Origin of the sequence: Brevundimonas sp. NPDC090276 (genome assembly GCF_044772165.1) — a bacterium.
In the GTDB taxonomy this organism is placed as follows: domain Bacteria; phylum Pseudomonadota; class Alphaproteobacteria; order Caulobacterales; family Caulobacteraceae; genus Brevundimonas.
In genome coordinates, this window is the sequence record NZ_JBIVYK010000003.1 from 128,996 (window position 1) to 146,130 (window position 17,135).

Annotated in this window: 21 protein-coding genes; 15 read left to right on the forward strand and 6 right to left on the reverse strand. The window is 67.3% G+C overall.

The window, feature by feature from the left end:
- Positions 1-64: 64 nt before the first annotated feature.
- Entirely contained in the window at positions 65-721 is a 657-nt protein-coding gene (locus ACIQTU_RS12410) for a glutathione S-transferase family protein (protein ID WP_400547443.1), read from the reverse strand.
- Positions 722-750: 29 nt separating this feature from the next.
- On the reverse strand, positions 751-1,071 hold the full coding sequence (locus ACIQTU_RS12415) for a multidrug efflux SMR transporter (protein ID WP_312065575.1): 321 nt from the start codon (positions 1,069-1,071) through the stop codon (positions 751-753).
- 154 nt (positions 1,072-1,225) lie between these two features.
- On the opposite strand from ACIQTU_RS12415, the gene purB reads away from it, so the two are divergent.
- From purB to ACIQTU_RS12435, 4 genes are all read left to right on the forward strand, one after another.
- A complete protein-coding gene (purB, locus tag ACIQTU_RS12420) occupies positions 1,226-2,527 on the forward strand; it encodes an adenylosuccinate lyase (protein WP_400547446.1) in 1,302 nt (433 codons plus the stop codon).
- Between the two features lie 13 nt (positions 2,528-2,540).
- A complete protein-coding gene (locus ACIQTU_RS12425) occupies positions 2,541-3,044 on the forward strand; it encodes a DNA-deoxyinosine glycosylase (protein ID WP_400548976.1) in 504 nt (167 codons plus the stop codon).
- Between the two features lie 12 nt (positions 3,045-3,056).
- Positions 3,057-3,896 (forward strand): formyltetrahydrofolate deformylase, encoded by an 840-nt coding sequence (purU, locus tag ACIQTU_RS12430; protein ID WP_400547449.1) that lies wholly within the window; start codon positions 3,057-3,059, stop codon positions 3,894-3,896.
- A 124-nt stretch (positions 3,897-4,020) separates the two neighbouring features.
- Positions 4,021-4,653 carry a fasciclin domain-containing protein gene (locus ACIQTU_RS12435; protein WP_400547452.1) on the forward strand — a complete coding sequence of 211 codons (633 nt, stop codon included), beginning with the start codon at positions 4,021-4,023 and terminating at the stop codon, positions 4,651-4,653.
- A gap of 78 nt (positions 4,654-4,731) precedes the next feature.
- Here the strand turns inward: ACIQTU_RS12435 and ACIQTU_RS12440 are convergent, their stop codons facing one another.
- Positions 4,732-5,055, reverse strand: coding sequence for a DUF1476 domain-containing protein (locus ACIQTU_RS12440; RefSeq protein WP_400547455.1), 324 nt, complete (start codon positions 5,053-5,055; stop codon positions 4,732-4,734).
- A 262-nt stretch (positions 5,056-5,317) separates the two neighbouring features.
- Between ACIQTU_RS12440 and purC the strand changes: the two genes are divergently transcribed.
- The 3 genes from purC to ACIQTU_RS12455 are packed head-to-tail and all read left to right on the forward strand — an operon-like array spanning position 5,318 to position 6,805.
- Positions 5,318-6,076: a phosphoribosylaminoimidazolesuccinocarboxamide synthase gene (gene purC, locus ACIQTU_RS12445; RefSeq protein WP_400547458.1), complete on the forward strand. Its 759-nt coding sequence runs from the start codon at positions 5,318-5,320 to the stop codon at positions 6,074-6,076.
- Positions 6,076-6,315, forward strand: coding sequence for a phosphoribosylformylglycinamidine synthase subunit PurS (gene purS / locus ACIQTU_RS12450; RefSeq protein WP_105563084.1), 240 nt, complete (start codon positions 6,076-6,078; stop codon positions 6,313-6,315). Before purC ends, purS begins: the two co-directional genes overlap by 1 nt.
- Before the next feature lies 1 nt (position 6,316).
- Entirely contained in the window at positions 6,317-6,805 is a 489-nt protein-coding gene (locus ACIQTU_RS12455) for a GNAT family N-acetyltransferase (protein WP_400547462.1), read from the forward strand.
- Positions 6,806-6,809: 4 nt separating this feature from the next.
- Here the strand turns inward: ACIQTU_RS12455 and ACIQTU_RS12460 are convergent, their stop codons facing one another.
- Entirely contained in the window at positions 6,810-7,979 is a 1,170-nt protein-coding gene (locus ACIQTU_RS12460; RefSeq protein ID WP_400547465.1) for a class I SAM-dependent methyltransferase, read from the reverse strand.
- A gap of 113 nt (positions 7,980-8,092) precedes the next feature.
- On the opposite strand from ACIQTU_RS12460, the gene ACIQTU_RS12465 reads away from it, so the two are divergent.
- From ACIQTU_RS12465 to purQ, 4 genes are all read left to right on the forward strand, one after another.
- Positions 8,093-8,560, forward strand: a complete 468-nt coding sequence (locus ACIQTU_RS12465) for a YbhB/YbcL family Raf kinase inhibitor-like protein (protein ID WP_400547468.1) — start codon at positions 8,093-8,095, stop codon at positions 8,558-8,560.
- The gene (locus ACIQTU_RS12470) at positions 8,557-8,982 is read left to right on the forward strand and encodes a hypothetical protein (protein ID WP_400547471.1); all 426 of its coding nucleotides are present in this window, start codon (positions 8,557-8,559) and stop codon (positions 8,980-8,982) included. Before ACIQTU_RS12465 ends, ACIQTU_RS12470 begins: the two co-directional genes overlap by 4 nt.
- Positions 8,983-9,091: 109 nt before the next feature.
- Positions 9,092-10,336 carry an MFS transporter gene (locus ACIQTU_RS12475; RefSeq protein ID WP_400547475.1) on the forward strand — a complete coding sequence of 415 codons (1,245 nt, stop codon included), beginning with the start codon at positions 9,092-9,094 and terminating at the stop codon, positions 10,334-10,336.
- 33 nt (positions 10,337-10,369) lie between these two features.
- A complete protein-coding gene (gene purQ / locus ACIQTU_RS12480; protein ID WP_400547478.1) occupies positions 10,370-11,032 on the forward strand; it encodes a phosphoribosylformylglycinamidine synthase subunit PurQ in 663 nt (220 codons plus the stop codon).
- Here purQ and ACIQTU_RS12485 read toward each other — a convergent pair.
- Positions 11,029-12,111, reverse strand: a complete 1,083-nt coding sequence (locus ACIQTU_RS12485; RefSeq protein ID WP_400547481.1) for an aspartyl/asparaginyl beta-hydroxylase domain-containing protein — start codon at positions 12,109-12,111, stop codon at positions 11,029-11,031. The genes purQ and ACIQTU_RS12485 overlap by 4 nt on opposite strands.
- A gap of 46 nt (positions 12,112-12,157) precedes the next feature.
- Positions 12,158-12,442 carry a hypothetical protein gene (locus tag ACIQTU_RS12490; protein WP_400547484.1) on the reverse strand — a complete coding sequence of 95 codons (285 nt, stop codon included), beginning with the start codon at positions 12,440-12,442 and terminating at the stop codon, positions 12,158-12,160.
- Between the two features lie 118 nt (positions 12,443-12,560).
- Here ACIQTU_RS12490 and ACIQTU_RS12495 point away from each other — a divergent pair, with 118 nt between their 5' ends.
- From ACIQTU_RS12495 to ACIQTU_RS12510, 4 genes are read left to right on the forward strand one after another with little or no spacing between them, the layout of a single operon-like run.
- Positions 12,561-13,358, forward strand: coding sequence for a hypothetical protein (locus ACIQTU_RS12495; RefSeq protein WP_400547487.1), 798 nt, complete (start codon positions 12,561-12,563; stop codon positions 13,356-13,358).
- 46 nt (positions 13,359-13,404) lie between these two features.
- The gene (purL, locus tag ACIQTU_RS12500) at positions 13,405-15,615 is read left to right on the forward strand and encodes a phosphoribosylformylglycinamidine synthase subunit PurL (protein ID WP_400547490.1); all 2,211 of its coding nucleotides are present in this window, start codon (positions 13,405-13,407) and stop codon (positions 15,613-15,615) included.
- The gene (locus ACIQTU_RS12505) at positions 15,615-15,971 is read left to right on the forward strand and encodes an indole-3-glycerol-phosphate synthase (protein WP_400547493.1); all 357 of its coding nucleotides are present in this window, start codon (positions 15,615-15,617) and stop codon (positions 15,969-15,971) included. The genes purL and ACIQTU_RS12505 overlap by 1 nt, the downstream gene beginning before the upstream one ends.
- A gap of 18 nt (positions 15,972-15,989) precedes the next feature.
- Positions 15,990-17,069, forward strand: coding sequence for a glycosyltransferase family 4 protein (locus tag ACIQTU_RS12510; RefSeq protein WP_400547496.1), 1,080 nt, complete (start codon positions 15,990-15,992; stop codon positions 17,067-17,069).
- Positions 17,070-17,135: the final 66 nt, after the last annotated feature.

Below are 17,135 nucleotides of genomic sequence, written 5' to 3' on the forward strand. Positions count from 1 at the left end.
CACGGCCTGACGCCGTGAGGACAGATTGTAACATCAGTCGTTAATCGCCGGTTTTCGACCAAGCTTAAGCAGCGTTAGCCAGAGCGTCCTCGCCCCAGGCGATGAAGTCGGGCTGGGCCAAAAGGGCGTCGACATAGACCCGAGCCACGCCGTCCACGTCGCCGTGGGCCGCCAGGTCGATCTGGAAATGACGCACCCTCGCCGCGACCGGGGTGAAGAAGGCGTCGGCGATCGACCATTCGCCGTACAGATACGGACCGCCCGCGCCGAAGCGGACGCGCGCTTCGCGGAAGATCTGCACCAGACGGCGGATGTCGGCGGCCGTGTCGTCGCCCTTCGGCGGCGGGCTGCGGTCCGGACCGACCATGGAATGGTCCGGGGCCATGCCGCATTCGGTGCGCAGGGCCATGAAGCCGGAATGCATCTCGCAGACCACCGACCGGGCCTGCCAGCGCGCATGGGCGTCGGCGGGCCACAGCCGGGCCTCGGGATAGCGTTCGGCGCACCAGACCGAGATTGACAGGCTGTCCCAGATGGTCTCGCCGTCGACCTTCAGCACCGGCACCCGCCCGGCCGATGAATGAAGGGCGATCTGCTCGGCAGTGTCGGGCCGGTTCAGACGAATGACCGTTTCGGTGAAGTCCGCGCCGCAACGCTTCAGCACCAGCCAGGGCCGCAACGACCAGGTGGAATAGAGCTTGTCGCCGATCACCAGTTCCATGGTCGTTGCTCCCTCGAGGCTATGCGCCATCAATGACTGGACGAAAGCTTCAGCACAACCAGGCCCGAGACGATCAGCACCACCCCTCCGATCCGCATGGGGGTCAGGGCCTCGCCCAGCACCATGACGCCGACAATGAAGGCGCCGACTGCGCCGATGCCGGTCCAGATGGCGTAGGCTGTGCCCAGGGGCAGGGTCTTCATCGCCATCGACAACAGGCCGAAGCTGACGATCATGAAGGCGATGGTGCCGATGGTCGGCCAGGGTTTGCTGAACCCGTCGGACGCCTTCATCAGGAAGGCCCAGACGACCTCAAGGACGCCGGCGAGAAGAAGGAAAATCCAGGCCATGACGCTACTCCCTTGCATGGCGAACCGGGTCGTCCCGGCGGTCATGCCCAAAGAAGGGAGAGGTCGTCCTCTGAGGCCCCTATCTGGGACAAGCGGGCGCGAAGTCAATGGCGAACCTTGACTCGCGGGCCGTCGCGAACGACACGACCGGTCCATGATCACGCGCTATACCCGCCCCGAAGCCGTCGCCATCTGGTCGCAAGAGACCAAGTACAAGATCTGGTTCGAGATCGAGGCCCACGCCGCCACGAAAATGGCCGAGCTGGGCGTGATTCCCATGGAATCGGCCGAGGCCATCTGGGCCAAGGGCAAGGACGTGACCTTCGATGCCGACCGCATCGACGAGATCGAACGCACCACCAAGCACGACGTCATCGCCTTCCTGACCCATGTATCGGAAATCGTCGGCGAGGAAGCCCGCTTCCTGCACCAGGGCATGACCTCCTCGGACGTACTGGACACCTGTTTCGCGGTGCAGCTGGCGCGCTCGACCGACCTGCTGCTGGGCGGCGTCGACCGGGTTCTGGCCGCGCTGGAAGTCCGCGCCAAGGAACACAAATACACCCCGACCGTCGGTCGCTCGCACGGCATCCACGCCGAGCCGGTGACCTTCGGCCTGAAGCTGGCCGGCTATCACGCCGAGTTCCAGCGCGCCAAGCGCCGCCTGATCACGGCGCGCGAGGAAATCGCCACCTGCGCCATCTCGGGCGCCGTCGGCACCTTCGCCAACGTCGATCCGGCCGTTGAGCAATACGTCGCCGACCAGATGGGTCTGGCGGTCGAGCCCGTCTCAACCCAGGTCATCCCGCGTGACCGCCACGCCGCCTACTTCGCCGCCCTTGGCGTCGTCGCTTCGTCGATCGAGCGTCTGGCCGTGGAAATCCGCCACCTGCAGCGCACGGAAGTCCTCGAAGCCGAGGAGTTCTTCGACAAGGGCCAGAAGGGCTCGTCGGCCATGCCGCACAAGCGCAACCCGATCCTGACCGAAAACCTGACCGGCCTGGCCCGTCTGGTCCGCTCTGCCGTGACCCCGGCGATGGAGAACGTCGCCCTGTGGCACGAGCGCGACATCAGCCACTCCTCGGTCGAGCGCGGCATCGGCCCGGACGCCACGGTCCACCTGGACTTCGCCCTGCACCGTCTGGCGGGCGTGGTCGAGCGCCTGAACGTCTATCCCGAGAACATGCAGAAGAACATCGACCGCCTGGGCGGTCTGGTGCACTCGCAACGGGTCATGCTGGCCCTGACCCAGGCCGGCGTCTCGCGTGAAGACGCCTATGCCGCGGTTCAGGAGAACGCCATGAAGGTCTGGCGCGGCGAAGGCGCCTTCCTCGACTTCCTCAAGGCCGACGCCCGCGTCACCCTGCCCCACGACCAGCTCGAGGCCCTGTTCGACCTCGGCTACCACACCAAGAACGTGGACGTGGTGTTCAAGCGGGTCTTCGGCGAGGGCTAAGCCCTTGTCCGCGATCGGGCGTTCGGTCGGCTTCGATCCTGTCGTCGACGCCCGCACCCGCGTCCTGATCCTGGGCAGCCTGCCCGGCGACGCCTCGCTGAAGGCGGCCCAGTATTATGCTCATCCGCGCAACGGCTTCTGGCCGCTGATCGGCGGGCTGCTGGGCGAGGACCTGCCCGCCCTGCCCTATGAGGATCGTCTGGATCGTCTGAAGGCGCGCGGCGTCGGCCTGTGGGATGTGATCGCCTCGGCGGAAAGGTCAGGTAGTCTGGACGCCGCCATCCGCTCGCCCGAGGCCGCCAACCTGCGCGGTCTGGCGGGGGGTCTGCCGCAACTGCGCGCTGTGGCCTTCAACGGCGGGCTGGCCGCGAAGCTGGGGCGGCGCATTCTGGCGGATATGGCCAATCTGGAGCGTGTCGCTCTGATCGACCTGCCGTCGTCCAGCCCGGCGCACGCAATATCATTGTCGGCAAAGGCCGAAAGCTGGGCCATATTGAGCGACTTCCTTCCCGAATAAGTCGGCCACTCGATGATTCTTACCCTGTCCTGTCCCGACCGCCACGGCATCGTGGCGGCCGTCTCCGCCTTCCTGCTGGAACGCGACGCCAATATTTCCGACGCCCAGCAGTTCGGTGACGCCCTGAGCGGCTACTTCTTCATGCGGGTGGTGTTCGAGCCGGTCGAGGGGGACGCCGAGGCCGCCATCCGCGACGCCTTCACGCCGCTGGCACAGCGGTTCGACATGGACTGGACCCTGCGGGGGCCAGAGCCGCGCAAGGTGATGATCCTGACCTCGCGCTTCGACCACTGCCTGGCTGACCTGCTGTATCGCTGGCGCATCGACGAACTGCCGATGCAGGTGACCGCCATCGTGTCCAACCACCCGCGCGACCTGATCGGCCACGTCGATCTGGGCGACCTGCCCTTCCACCACCTGCCGATGAGTGGCGACAAGGCGGCGCAGGAGGCCCAACTGATAGCCCTGATCAAAGAGACGGGTACGGAGCTGGTGGTGCTGGCGCGCTACATGCAGATTCTGTCGGATGATCTCGCCGGACGGCTGGCGGGGCGCTGCATCAACATCCACCACTCCTTCCTGCCGGGCTTCAAGGGCGCCAAGCCCTATCATCAGGCTCATGCGCGCGGGGTGAAGGTAATCGGCGCCACGGCCCACTACGTCACCGCCGACCTGGACGAGGGCCCCATCATCGAACAGGACGTGGAGCGCATCAGCCACCGCGACGCCCCCGCCGACCTGATCCGCAAGGGCCGCGATATCGAACGCCGGGTTCTGGCCCGCGCGGTCTCTCACCATCTTCACGACCGCATCCTGATGCACGACGGAAAGACGATTGTTTTCGCCGACTGAGAGCGGGCGGCGATCACGGACCGCGCCGGAAAATTTGAAGTAGGCCGCATCCTTTTGCGGTCCTCGACCGTAGTTCTCCCCGACGCCGCGCCCCCAACCGAGCGGACGTCGATGGAGAGACGCCATGAAGATCACCCGAACCGCCACCCTCGCCACCGTATCGATCGCCGCCCTGCTGGCGCTGGCCGCCTGCGGCAACAACGAACGCAAGGTCGAGAAGGCGCCGGCCGACGCCATGCCCGCCGAACCCGCCGCCATGGCCCCCGTCACGACCGAACCCATGGTCGGCGGCGTGGCTATGAACCCGGCCGACAATATCGTCGTCAACGCCTCCAAGGCCCCGAACCTGACCACCCTGGTCAGCGCCGTCCAGGCCGCCGGCCTGGCCTCCACCCTTGAAGGCCCCGGCCCCTTCACCGTCTTCGCCCCGGACAACGCCGCCTTTGAAAAAATCCCGGCGGCCACGCGCGAAGGCCTGATGAAGCCGGCTGAAAAGGCAGCCCTGACCAAGATCCTGACCTATCACGTCGTGCCCGGTCGCCTGACCGCCGCCGACATCGCCGCCGAGGCCCAGAAGGGCGGCGGCACCGCCACCCTGACCACGGTTCAGGGCGAGAAGCTGATGATCAAGGACGCCGGCGGCGGCAAGTGGACCATCACCGACGCCAAGGGTGGGACCTCGACGATCGTCCAGGCCGACGTCGGGCAGTCGAATGGCGTGGTCCACGTCATCGACACGGTGCTGATGCCAAAGTAACCCGGCCGGAAAATGAAAGAAGGGCCGCTGCCGTCGCCGGCAGCGGCCCTTCTGAATTCGGTCGGATGGACCCGAGGCCTACTCGCCGGCGCGGATCTGTTCGCGAGCGATCGAGGCCAGTTCGTCCATCTTGGAGCGCAGTTCGCCCTCGGACACGGTCATGCCCGAAGCCTTGAAGTCGCCAGCGACCTTGCGGAAGACGTCTTCCTCGCCCGGCTGCTCGAAGTCGGCACGGACCACGGCGGCGGCGTACTGCTCCGCGCTGTCGGCCGACAGGCCCATCTTCTCGGCCGCCCACAGGCCCAGCATCTTGTTACGACGCGCGATGGCCTTGAACTCTTGTTCCTGATCGAGAGCGTACTTGGTCTCGTAGCCCTTTTCCCGATCGTCAAAGGTCGTCATGCGCGTCGTCACTCCAGTGGCGGACGAAATTGGGGTCCGCATCGCCGTCTATAGCCCCCTCGCACACGAACGCAACCGGACTCGCGGTCGCGGCCCTGACGCCAGGTTACAGGAGGATATTTGTGTCACAGACGCCCTTCGGCTAAAGGGCGTGCGGCCTTATATAGCCGCCATCGATTCAAAGCCGCGCCGTCCTTGATCGCCGGGCCGCGCGTTTTTCGTTTTGAAGCCGTCCGTTTCCTTCCCTTCCGGGACCCGAGTGATGAACACCAAGCGCAAGAAGCTCTACGAGGGCAAGGCCAAGATCCTCTACGAGGGTCCCGAGCCGGGCACGCTGATCCAGTATTTCAAGGACGACGCGACCGCCTTCAACGCCCAGAAAAAGGCGACGCTGGAAGGCAAGGGCGTGATCAACAATCGCATCAGCGAGTTCATCATGTCGCGCCTGAACGGCATCGGCGTGACCAACCACTTCATCAAGCGCCTGAACCTGCGCGAGCAGCTGATCCGCGAAGTCGAGATCATTCCGCTGGAAGTCGTCTGCCGCAACGTCGTCGCCGGCTCGCTGGCCCAACGCCTGGGCCAGGAAGAGGGCACCGCCCTGCCCCGTTCGATCATCGAATTCTATTACAAGAAGGATGAGCTGAACGACCCTATGGTGACGGAAGAACACATCACGGCGTTCAACTGGGCCACGACCCAGGAGTTGGACGACATCCTGGCCATGACCGTGCGCGTCAACGACTACCTGTGCGGCATGTTCGGCGCCGTCGGCATCACCCTGGTGGACTTCAAGATCGAGTTCGGCCGCGTGTGGGAGAACGACTTCGCCCGCGTCATCCTGGCCGACGAGATCAGCCCGGACTCCTGCCGCCTGTGGGACAGCGCTACCGGCGAGAAGCTGGACAAGGACCGCTTCCGTCGCGACATGGGCGACGTCATCGAAAGCTACACCGAGGTGGCCCGCCGCCTCGGCATCATGAAGGATATGCCGACCGTGATTCAGGGAGGGCTGCATTAATGGCCAAGGTTAAAGTTCACGTCTTCCTGAAGCCCGGCGTCCTGGACGTTCAGGGCAAGGCTGTTGAAGGCGCCCTGCAGGGTCTGGGTTGGGCCGGCGTCGCCAACGCCCGCGTCGGCAAGATGATCGAGTTCGACCTCGACGACAGCGTGTCCGACAAGGAAGCCGAGGTGAAGCGCATGTGCGACACCCTGCTGGCCAACACGGTCATCGAAAGCTACCGGATCGAAGTCGCCTGACATGATCCTGCGGCCCGAAACGGAAACGGATCGGGCCGCGATCCGGGCGCTAACGGCGGCGGCCTTTGACGGCCATCCGCACAGCGACGGCTCCGAGCCGCGCATCATCGACGCCCTGCGCGACACCGGCGCCCTGACCTTGTCGCTGGTGGCCGAGGTCGATGGACAGCTGGTCGGCCACGCCGCCTTTTCCCCCGTTGAATGGCCCGGTCAGGGCGACTGGTTCGGCCTCGGCCCCGTGTCCGTCGCGCCCGATCGTCAGAACCAGGGCATAGGCCGCCGACTGATCGAAGCGGGACTGGACGAACTGCGCCGAGGTGGCGCGCGCGGCTGCGTCGTCATGGGCGAGCCTTCCTACTACGGTCGCTTCGGCTTCGTTCAGGATCCACGCCTGACCTATCCCGGCCCGCCGCCCGAATACTTCATGGCCCTGGCCTTTGGTCTCGTCGAAGGATCAGGCGACGTGCGCTACCACCCGGCCTTCGGCTGAACCTCTACTCGCACAGATAGTCCCGGCTCAGCGGCACGGCGGTCTGCTGCTTGGTCAGCTGCAACTGGAAGACCATGTGGCCCAGTTCGCGGAAGGCGACCTCGCTGGCGGCCAGATAGAACTCCCACATCCGGCAGAAGCGCTCGTCATAGAGGGTCAGGGCCTCGTCGCGCCGGGCCAGGAAGCGTTCCCGCCAGACCTTCAGCGTCTCGGCGTAGTGCAGCCGCAGCACCTCCATGTCCGTGACCCACAGGCCCGCGCGTTCGATGGCAGGCAGGACCTCGGACAGGGCGGGGATATAGCCGCCGGGGAAGATGTATTTGCGGATGAACGGCTGGGTGCGGCTGGGCGGGGTCTTGCGGCCGATGGAATGGATCACCGCCACCCCGTCATCCGCCAGCAGGCGCGCCACCCCGTCGAAATACTCCTGATAATTCGGCGCTCCGACGTGTTCGAACATGCCGACCGAGATGATGCGGTCGAAGGTCTGGTTGAGGTCGCGATAGTCCTGCAGCCGGAACTCGGCCCGGTCGGACAGGCCGCGCGCCGCCGCGCGCTCGTTGGCGGTGCGGTGCTGTTCGGTCGACAGGGTGACGCCGGTGACGCGCGCCCCGCGCTCGGCCATCGACAGGCCCAGACCGCCCCAGCCGCAGCCGATGTCCAGCGCGCTCTGGCCCGGCGTCAGCAGCAGCTTGTCGATCAGCCGTCGCTTCTTGGCTGCCTGGGCCTGATCCAGGCTGGCGTCCGGCGTCTCGAAGAAGGCGCAGGAGTATTGCAGGTCCTCGTCGAGGAAGAGGCGGTAGAAGTCGACGGTCAGGTCATAGTGGTGGTGGACGTTGCTGCGGGCGTGCAGCCGGTCATTGGCCTGCTCGGCGCCGCGCCGAACGCGCTGCAGCAGGGTCAGCTTCCCCGCGCGTGGACGGATCGCCAGTTGCGACGTGGTCAGTTGCAAGAAGTCGTAGATGTCGCCGCCCTCGACCCGGAAGGTCCCGTCCATGAAGGCCTCGCCCAAGGCCAGATCGGGGTTGGCGGCGATGGCCAGGGCCGCCTTCATGTCCGTGATCTCGGCCGTCAGTTCGGGGGTTCCCGGCCCCGCCGTCAGCTCGCGCCCGTCCGGCAGACGCACCCGCACGGCGCGCGTCAGGAAGGTCTGGTCGAGAAGGGCTTGCAGCATCCGGCGCTCCGCGCTTTGAACCAGGATCAAGCTTGGCTAGGAACAGACTGTCGCTGCGCAACGGTATCGAAGCCAGACCGTTCCGTCCGACAGCCAGATCAAGGGAGCGCCGCATGACCTTCACCCTCACCTCCGCCGATTTTCGTGATGGCGGCGTCCTGCCCGACGCCCAGGTCTATGCGAAGGGCAACACCGCGCCTCAGTTGTCCTGGTCGGGCGCGCCCGAGGGCACGAAGAGCTTCGCCATCACCTGTTTCGACCCCGACGCCCCGACCGGCTCGGGCTTCTGGCACTGGACCGTGGCCAATATCCCCGCCGAGGTGACCGAACTGGCCGCCGGGGCTGCCCTGCCCCCCGGCGCGATCGAGGGCCGCACCGACTTTGGCGCGCCCGGCTTCGGCGGCGCCGCCCCGCCCGCCGGCCACGGCCCGCATCGCTACATCTTCACCGTCTTCGCCGTGGACACGGACAGGCTGGACGTGACGCCCGACAATTCCGGCGCGATCTTCGGCTTCAACCTGCATTTCCACACCCTGGCCAAGGCCTCGATCACCGCGACCTACGAGAACCTCGGCGGGTGACGACGGCGACGCTGGATCACGACCAAAGGCTGGCGGCGGTTCCCGACCTGTACCGCCGCCTGATGGCGCAGCCGCTCAAGGCCCTGACCCGGGCGCGGTTGCCCGCGTCTGGGGCGATCTATGTCTTCTATCAGGAGGATGAGCCGATCCACGTCGGCAGCCCTCCTCACCTGGAGGAGCGGATGCTGGCCCCGTCGTTGCGTCTGGCGCTGGCCGCCCGAGTGCAAAAGCCAAGCCACGGCGCCCCTCGGATCAGCGTCAGCGAGCCGGCGCCGCCTCCGGGCCGCTGCAAACCAATCCAAGCCCGTTGGCTTAGCGTGCCCGATGGTCACGACCGGTTGCTACTGGAGCTCTATGCCGCCCAGAGCCTGGGCCTGTCGGTGTCCCACCCCAAGGTTCGCGGCGAACTGACCGCTGCCTGAACTGGAGCGCGAACAAAGCGTGATGAACTGATCGCCTGGCCAAGGTTGCGCGCTCGGGCCTGGCCCCTATTTTGCGACGCACTGTAGTTTTGTTGCATCGCGATAGTTCATGGCCCCCACCGACGCCGCCTCCTGTATCGACGACCGCATCTGCGCGCCGTCGCCCGCGGTGGAGACGGTCGCCGAGCCCGGCAAGGTGGCGCTGGTGCTGCTGGCCCTGGCCATGGGCGGGTTCGCCATCGGCGTCACGGAATTCGCAGCCATGAGCGTCCTGCCCGACTTCGCGGCGGGGCTGGGCGTCGATGAGCCGACCGCCGGCCATGTCATCAGCGCCTATGCCGCCGGCGTCGTGGTCGGGGCGCCGATTCTGGCGGTGCTGGGGGCGCGGCTGCCGCGCTGGCTGCTGCTGATCGGCTTCATGGCCCTGTTCGCCATCGGCAACGCCCTCAGCGCCATCGCCCCGACCTATGAGTGGATGCTGGCCTTCCGTTTCCTCAGCGGCATTCCGCACGGGGCCTATTTCGGCGTGGCGGCCCTGGTGGCGGCGTCGCTGGTGCCGCTCAGGCTCAGGACGCGCGCGGTTTCCACCATCCTGCTGGGCCTGACGGTGGCCACCGTGGTCGGGGTGCCGGTCGCCACGGCCATCAGCCATGAGTTCGGCTGGCGCTGGACCTTCGCCATCGTCAGCGTCCTGGCCATCGTCACCATGGCCCTGGTCGCCCTGTTCGCGCCGCGCGATCCGGCCCACGCCGACGCCAGCCCCCTGCGCGAGCTGGGCGCCCTGAAGCGCGGTCAGGTCTGGCTGACCCTGGGCGTCGGGGCCATCGGCTTCGGCGGGATGTTCGCGGTCTACGCCTATCTGGCCTCGACCCTGACCGCCGTGACCGGGGTCGGACCTGAGGTCCTGCCCTGGGTCTTCGCCATGTTCGGCCTGGGCATGTTGAGCGGCAACCTGCTGGGGGCCTGGGCCGCCGACCGCTACGGCATGAAGGCGGCCGGCGGACTGCTCCTGTGGAGCGCGGCGGCGCTGGCGCTTTATCCGTTCGCGGCTCCGCATCTTTGGACCATGCTGATCGTGGTCTTCCTGATCGGCGGCGGCGGCGGGCTGGGCTCCATCCTGCAAACGCGGCTGATGGACGTGGCCGGCGACGCGCAGACCCTGGCAGCCGCCCTGAACCATTCCGCCTTCAACACCGCCAACGCCATCGGCCCCCTGCTGGGCGGCATGGCCGTGGCCGCGGGCTGGGGCTGGACCTCGACCGGCTGGGTCGGGGTGGCCCTGTCGCTGGGTGGTTTCGCGGTCTGGGTCGTCGCCTGGCTGACCGGACGCAAGACAGGTCAAAGCCACGCCTGACATCCCAAACAATTGATGCTAGGAGGCCCGCCCATGAGCGCAGCTGTCATCGTCTTCCCCGGGTCCAACTGTGATCGCGACTGCAAGGTCGCCATCGAACGCTCCACTGGCGAGCAGGTCGAAATGGTCTGGCACGCCGAGACCGAGCTGCCGAAAGGCCTCGATCTGATTGTCCTGCCGGGCGGCTTCTCCTACGGCGACTATCTGCGCTGCGGCGCGATGGCGGCCCAGGCCCCGATCATGCAGGCGGTCAAGAAGGCCGCTGACGACGGCGTCACCGTGGTCGGCATCTGCAACGGCTTCCAGGTCCTGTGCGAGGCCGGCATGCTGCCGGGCGCCCTGCTGCGCAACGCCGGACTGAAATACGTCTGCAAGCCGATCAGCCTGACGGTCGCCAACGGCCAGACCCGCTTCACCTCAGGCTATCAGGGCCAGCGCGAGGTCGTCATGACCCAGGGCAACGGCGACGGTAACTACTTCGCCGACGCCGAGACCCTGGCCCGTCTCGAAGGCGAGGGCCAGGTGGTGTTCCGCTATGTCGACAACCCCAACGGCTCGGTCGCCGACATCGCCGGCATCCAGAACGCGCGCGGCAATGTCCTGGGCATGATGCCCCACCCCGACCGCGCCTTCGAAGCCGAACTGGGCAGCGCCGACGGCGCCACCCTGTTCCAGAGCATCTACGCCGCGGCTTAAACGCCCAGCTTCGGCGCGCCGCCTCCGGTCGCGTCGATGGTGGCGAACAGGGCGCGGATCAGGTCCTGCTCCTCGGCGGTGATCTCGGGCTTCCATACGTCGAAGATCAGGATGGTGCGGTCGCGGCCGCTGCCGTTCCATGCCTCGTGCTCGATGGTGTCGTCAAAGGCCCAGGCCTGCCCCTCCTTCCATTCGCGCGTCTCGCCGCCGACGCGAAAATGCGAGCCCGGCGGCGCGACCAGCGGCAGGTGGCAGATCAGGCGCGGATTGATCAGGCCGTGGTGGGGCGGAATCTTCGCCCCGGCCTGAAGTTTCGAAAACAGGATCGACGGCGAGCGGCCGGGAATGCGGCACAGGGGCGCCTCCGCCAGCGCCCTCATGGTCTCGGGACAGCGGGCGGCTACCTCAGGAACCTCGGCCCCGTCCTTCCACAGAAAGACCGCGCTCCAGGCGGCGTTGTCGAGCATGCCGGCCTGATCATTCCTGGGGCGATTGGCGCGATCCTCTATATAGGGGGCGAACAGGGCGGGCTCCGCCAGGATCGCGTCCAATTCCTCGCGGATCGCGGGCGCCGCCGCCTCAACCCCGGCCAGCCAGTCAACCGTCTCGCGCGGCTGGAACTCGATCTGGGGCAGGCCCGGAAACATGTAGAACTTGGGCTGCTGGTAATAGAGCCGCCGACGTCCCGTGATCAGGTCCAGTGAGGCGGCGAAACGCGCGCTGGAGGACGCCGGGTGATAGCCCCGCTCTTCAAGTCCGTCGCGCAGTCCCTGCTCGAATCGCCGCGCGCCATCCGCCTGGGCGCGCGCCGCACGCTCCAGTTCCGCGCGCAGATCAGGGGGCGGCATGGCGATGGCGCGTCCCTGCGCCAGAGCGGCGCCATAGAAGGCCATGGCCGAACGATGATCTCCCTGCCCTGCCAGGGCGTCCGCCTTCAGCACCAGGGCGCGCGGGTCGCGAGGGTTGAGGTGCAACAAGGCGTCAGCGGCTGACGTCGCCCCCGCAAAATCGGCGCGGTCACGCGCCGCGCGCGCCTGCGCCAAAAGAGCCTGGGGATCGCCGAACCGAACATCGCTCATCGAGCGATGGAACGATGCGTCGCGAAGCGGGTCAAGCACCCATCGATCAGGCGTCGGATTCCTTGTCCAGCTGCTCCTTGTCGTCGACCTGAGGCGGCTTCTTTCGGTCCAGCACGCTGGCGCTGCGGCCCAGTTCGTCGACCTCGATTTCCGGTTCGACCGGTTCGCCGTCTTCGTCCAGCGGGCGCTCCAGCGTGCCCGCCGCACCGGACTCGCCGATCGCGGCCAGTTCGCGGGCGCCGACGCCCAGGCCCTGCTCCAGGGCGCGGTTGGTTTCGACCTCGTCGGTGTCGAGAGCCGGGTCTTCCGGCAGGTCGTCAGGGTCAGCCATGGCCGCGTCTCCTCCTTGAGCCTTTCCTGACCTAAGCGACATTCCGCCGTCACGGTTCCGGTGAACCAAACCGACGCCCGGTGCGTAGATACGGCGAAGCTGAGCCGGAGACGCCGCCATGTCCGCCATCGAACGCCCCACGCCCCGCCAACAGACCCGCCGACTGGTGGTGCTGGCCGCTGCCGTCTTCGCCGTGGTGGTTCCCATTGTGCAGAACCTGGGCGGGTTCGGCCTGTCGCAGGCCGAGTTCGCGGCGGACGGCAATCAGACGCTGCAGGTGGCGGGCTACGCCTTCTCTATCTGGGGCCTGCTCTATCTGGGTCTGCTGGCCTATGCAGGGCGACAGGCCCTGCCGCAGACGGGCGAGAGCCTGCTGATCAACCGCATGGGCTGGCCCTCGGCGGTGGCGATGTTCGGCATAGGTCTTTGGATCGTGGTCGCGGCCCTGAACCTGAAGGCGGCCAGCGTGGCCGTCATCTTCGCCTCCCTGCTGGCCCTGCTGGTTCCCCTGTTGGCGACGGCCAAGACCATTCGCACCACAGGCGTCATGGACCGGGACCGCTGGTTCCTGATCTGGCCGCTGGCGGCGCTGGCGGGATGGCTGACCATTGCGGCGCCGCTGAACCTGATCACCACCGCGACGGCGTTCAACGCCCTGCCCGCCTTCCTGTCGCCCACCGGCTGGGCCATCGCGGCGATCGTGGTCGTGGTGCTGGTGGCGATTGAAGTGACGCTTTACCTGCGCACCATGGCCTACTCCCTGCCGATCGCCTGGGGTCTGGTCGGGGCTTTCGTGGCGGAACAGGAACGGAATCCGATGCTTGGCTTCATCGCCCTGGGCGCCGCCTTCCTGCTGGTGGTGGCCGCCGTCATCCTGGTCTTCGGCCTGAAACGCGGGATCGAGCGCGCCCGCTGAAGGGACGGGCTGACAGGAGGCTCAGACCCGGCTAGAAGCCCCGCCCATGAGCGCTCCGCAAAAGACCACCGCAGAATTGGCCGCTGAATACGGTCTGGCTCCGAACGAGTATCAGGTCCTGCTGGACCGGCTGGGCCGTGAGCCCAACCAGGTCGAGCTGGGCGTCTTCTCGGTCATGTGGTCCGAGCACTGCTCCTACAAGTCCTCCAAGAAGCAGCTGATGAAGTTCCCGGTCACGGGACCGCGCGTCATCTGCGGCCCGGGCGAGAACGCCGGGGTCATCGACATCGACGACGGCGATGCCTGCATCTTCAAGATGGAGAGCCACAACCACCCCTCCTACATCGAGCCCTATCAGGGTGCGGCGACGGGCGTGGGCGGCATCATGCGCGACGTCTTCACCATGGGCGCCCGCCCGGTGGCCCTGCTGAACGCCCTGCGCTTCGGCGATCCCTCGCACGAGAAGTCCAAGCGCCTGGTCAAGGGCGTGGTCGCCGGCATCGGCGGCTACGGCAACTGCGTCGGCGTGCCGACGGTCGCCGGGGAAACCAACTTCCACAAGGGCTACAACGGCAACATCCTGGTCAACGCCATGTGCGTGGGCCTCGCAAGGGCTGATGAGATCTACTACTCGGCCGCGCCGGAAGCCGGCCACGACGTGGTCTACTTCGGCTCCAAGACGGGCCGCGACGGCATCCACGGCGCCACCATGTCCTCGACCGAGTTCGACGACGAATCGGAGGCCAAGCGCCCCACCGTTCAGGTCGGCGACCCCTTCGCCGAGAAACTGCTGATCGAGGCCACCCTGGAGCTGATGGCCTCGGGCGCGGTCGCCGCCATTCAGGACATGGGCGCGGCGGGCCTGACCTCGTCGTCAGTCGAAATGGCCGGCAAGGGCGGCGTCGGCGTCGAGCTGGACCTCGACAAGGTGCCCCAGCGCGAAACCGGCATGACCGCCTATGAGATGATGCTGTCGGAAAGCCAGGAGCGGATGCTGGCGGTCCTGAAGCCCGGCTTCGAAGACGTCGGCTATCGCATCTTCCAGAAGTGGGGTCTGGACTTCGCCATCATCGGCAAGACCACCAACACCGGCCATCTGGTGCTGAAGCATCACGGCGAGGTGGTCTGCGACGTGCCGCTGGCCCCGCTGTTCGACGACGCTCCCCTCTATGACCGTCCCTGGGTCCAGCCGGAACTGCAGCCGCGCCTCGACCCGGCGGAAGTCCCCGCCCCGGAAAGCTGGAACGACGCGGTCATCAAGGTCATCGCCTGCCCCGACATGGCGTCCAAGCGCTGGATCTGGGAACAGTACGACCGTCACGTCATGGCCGACACCCTGCAGGACTCGTCCACCGGCGCCGACGCCGGCGTGGTCCGCGTCCACGGCACGGACAAGGGTTTGGCCGTGACCAGCGACTGCACCCCGCGCTATGTCCAGGCCGACCCCTATGAGGGCGGCAAGCAGGCCGTGGCCGAGGCCTGGCGCAACCTGACCGCCGTCGGTTCGCGTCCCATCGCCATCACCGACAACCTGAACTTCGGCAACCCGCAGCGCCCCGAGATCATGGGCCAGATCGTGCGCGCCACCGACGGCATGGCCGAGGCCTGCCGCGAGTTGGACTTCCCCGTCGTCTCGGGCAACGTCAGCCTCTACAATGAGACCAATGGCGTCGCCATTCCGCCGACCCCGACGGTTGGCGCGGTCGGCCTGCTGACCAACTATGACGTGGTCACCGGCTTCGGCGGCGTGGTCGAGGGCGACACGCTCGTCCTGATCGGCCAGACGCACGGCGAGCTGGGCTCCTCCATCTATCTGCGCGAGGTTCTGAACCGTGAAGACGGCGCCCCGCCGCCGGTCGACCTGAAACTGGAACGCAAGACCGGCGACTTCGTGCGCGGCCTGATCGAAACGGGCGAACTGACGGTCGTCCACGACCTGTCGGACGGCGGTCTGGTCGGCGCCGCCGCCGACCTGGCCCTGGCGTCTGACGTCGGCATCGAACTGAACGCCTCCAGCGCCGCCCACGCCCACGCCTTCCTGTTCGGCGAGGACCAGGCCCGCTATCTGGTCGCCGTCCCGGACGCCGAGGCCCTGATCGCCAAGGCCCAGGAAGCCGGTCTGCACGCCTCGGTCGTCGGCTTGGCCAAGGGCGCGGACTTCGCCTCCTCGGGTCCGAAGGGCGAGCTCTATCGCATCCCCGTCGCCCACCTGCGCGAGATCCACGAAGGCTGGATGCCGAACTGGATCGAAGGCTGATGAAAGCTGGCGCCGTCGCCTTTGTCGTCGCTGGCGCGGCCCTGCTGGCCGCCTGCGACATCGAGGGCGGCGACCCGGTCCAGCACGCCCTGCGCGACGCTGCGGCCGCCCGTCAGGCCGCCGCGCTGAAGACGACCGAGGAAGAACAGGCGTCCTCCCTTAAACGCGCCGCCTCGGCTCCGGCCGAAGGCGACGAGCTGTCGCGCCTGATCGCCTCGCGCCGTCAGGCCGTCGAGGACACGCGCGCCCTGCTGGCCGCCACGACCGATCCGGCGCTGAAAGGCCAGTTGACCGGCGACCTCAAGGCCGAGGAAGGTCGGCTGCGCGCGCTCGAGGCTCGCGCCGCGGCGCAGTAGCCGCATCGGGGACACAGCATGAAAACCGCCGTCGTCATGCCTGTCGGGGCGCGCTTCTGCCTCGACCAGCCCAACTCCATGGAGACGGTGGCGCGCACCCTGGCCAAGGCTGAGACGGGCGAGGTCCGGGTCTTCTGCTGCGAAGGCGCCAAGGGCCAGAATGATCTGTCGGTCCATGCCCTGCCCGCCGCTGACCGTCTCAAGGCCCTGCATCAGGCGCTGAGCGACTATCGCCCTGACGTCATCGAGTTCCACCAGCAGACCCAGCAGGCCGTCGCCCTCGCCCGGCATTTCCCCGACGCCGCCGTCACCCTGTATCGCCACAATGCGGTGAAGCCCCCGCGCCATCTCATAGACCGTTGGCGCTATGAGCGGCGCTATGACCGCATGGACGGCCTGATCTTCGTCAGCGAGGCGGCCCGCAAGGACTTCCTCAAGGACTTCCCGCGCCTGGAGGCCAAAGCCTTCGCCGTGCCTAACCCCATCGACGTCGACCTGTGGCGGGCGCCGGTAGAGAACCGCGAGCCGCTGATCGCCTTCGCGGGCCGCGCCATGCCGGAAAAGGGCGTGGACCTGATCTGCGCCGCCCTGCCCGGGGTTCTGGACCGCCACCCGAGCTGGCGCGCCGTGCTGATGCTGAATGACTGGGACAGGCACGCGGCCTGGGCCGACCCCCATGTGGCGCCGCTGGCCAGATACGGAGACCGCGTGCAGATCCTGCGCTCGGCTCCCTTGGCCGAGGTGCGCGCCGTGATGCAGACAGCGGCCATCGCCCTGACCCCTTCGGTCTGGGCCGAGCCTCTGGGGCTGACGGCGCTGGAGGCCCATGCGGCGGGCGCGGCCCTGATCTCGTCCGGTCGCGGGGGCCTGCGCGAAGCGAGCGGCCCGCACGCCCTCTATGTCGACCACCTGACGCCCGCGACCCTGGCCGCCGCCGTCGAAGGCCTGATCGAGGACCCGGCCGGGCGTCTGGAGATGGCGCGCGCGGCCCAGGCCCACGTCATGGAAACCCACGCCCCCGCGCGCCGCGCGGCCCAGTTGGGCGACCTGCGCGAACAGCTGGTGCGGACCAAGCGCGCGCGGCGAAAAGCGCGCTAGACGCGAACCCTCTTTATTTTGACACCATCGTCAATAACTATGGAGCGAACCTGAGAAGGAGCGTTC

Coding starts and splice junctions, on each gene's coding strand:
- purQ (WP_400547478.1), top strand. CDS start 10,370: ATGAGCGCAGCTGTCATCGTCTTCCCCGGGTCCAACTGTGATCGCGAC.
- ACIQTU_RS12410 (WP_400547443.1), bottom strand. CDS start 721: ATGGAACTGGTGATCGGCGACAAGCTCTATTCCACCTGGTCGTTGCGG.
- ACIQTU_RS12475 (WP_400547475.1), top strand. CDS start 9,092: ATGGCCCCCACCGACGCCGCCTCCTGTATCGACGACCGCATCTGCGCG.
- ACIQTU_RS12460 (WP_400547465.1), bottom strand. CDS start 7,979: ATGCTGCAAGCCCTTCTCGACCAGACCTTCCTGACGCGCGCCGTGCGG.
- ACIQTU_RS12510 (WP_400547496.1), top strand. CDS start 15,990: ATGAAAACCGCCGTCGTCATGCCTGTCGGGGCGCGCTTCTGCCTCGAC.
- purL (WP_400547490.1), top strand. CDS start 13,405: ATGAGCGCTCCGCAAAAGACCACCGCAGAATTGGCCGCTGAATACGGT.
- ACIQTU_RS12495 (WP_400547487.1), top strand. CDS start 12,561: ATGTCCGCCATCGAACGCCCCACGCCCCGCCAACAGACCCGCCGACTG.
- ACIQTU_RS12465 (WP_400547468.1), top strand. CDS start 8,093: ATGACCTTCACCCTCACCTCCGCCGATTTTCGTGATGGCGGCGTCCTG.
- purC (WP_400547458.1), top strand. CDS start 5,318: ATGAACACCAAGCGCAAGAAGCTCTACGAGGGCAAGGCCAAGATCCTC.
- ACIQTU_RS12440 (WP_400547455.1), bottom strand. CDS start 5,055: ATGACGACCTTTGACGATCGGGAAAAGGGCTACGAGACCAAGTACGCT.
- purU (WP_400547449.1), top strand. CDS start 3,057: ATGATTCTTACCCTGTCCTGTCCCGACCGCCACGGCATCGTGGCGGCC.
- ACIQTU_RS12490 (WP_400547484.1), bottom strand. CDS start 12,442: ATGGCTGACCCTGACGACCTGCCGGAAGACCCGGCTCTCGACACCGAC.
- ACIQTU_RS12505 (WP_400547493.1), top strand. CDS start 15,615: ATGAAAGCTGGCGCCGTCGCCTTTGTCGTCGCTGGCGCGGCCCTGCTG.
- purB (WP_400547446.1), top strand. CDS start 1,226: ATGATCACGCGCTATACCCGCCCCGAAGCCGTCGCCATCTGGTCGCAA.
- ACIQTU_RS12455 (WP_400547462.1), top strand. CDS start 6,317: ATGATCCTGCGGCCCGAAACGGAAACGGATCGGGCCGCGATCCGGGCG.
- ACIQTU_RS12435 (WP_400547452.1), top strand. CDS start 4,021: ATGAAGATCACCCGAACCGCCACCCTCGCCACCGTATCGATCGCCGCC.
- ACIQTU_RS12415 (WP_312065575.1), bottom strand. CDS start 1,071: ATGGCCTGGATTTTCCTTCTTCTCGCCGGCGTCCTTGAGGTCGTCTGG.
- ACIQTU_RS12485 (WP_400547481.1), bottom strand. CDS start 12,111: ATGAGCGATGTTCGGTTCGGCGATCCCCAGGCTCTTTTGGCGCAGGCG.
- purS (WP_105563084.1), top strand. CDS start 6,076: ATGGCCAAGGTTAAAGTTCACGTCTTCCTGAAGCCCGGCGTCCTGGAC.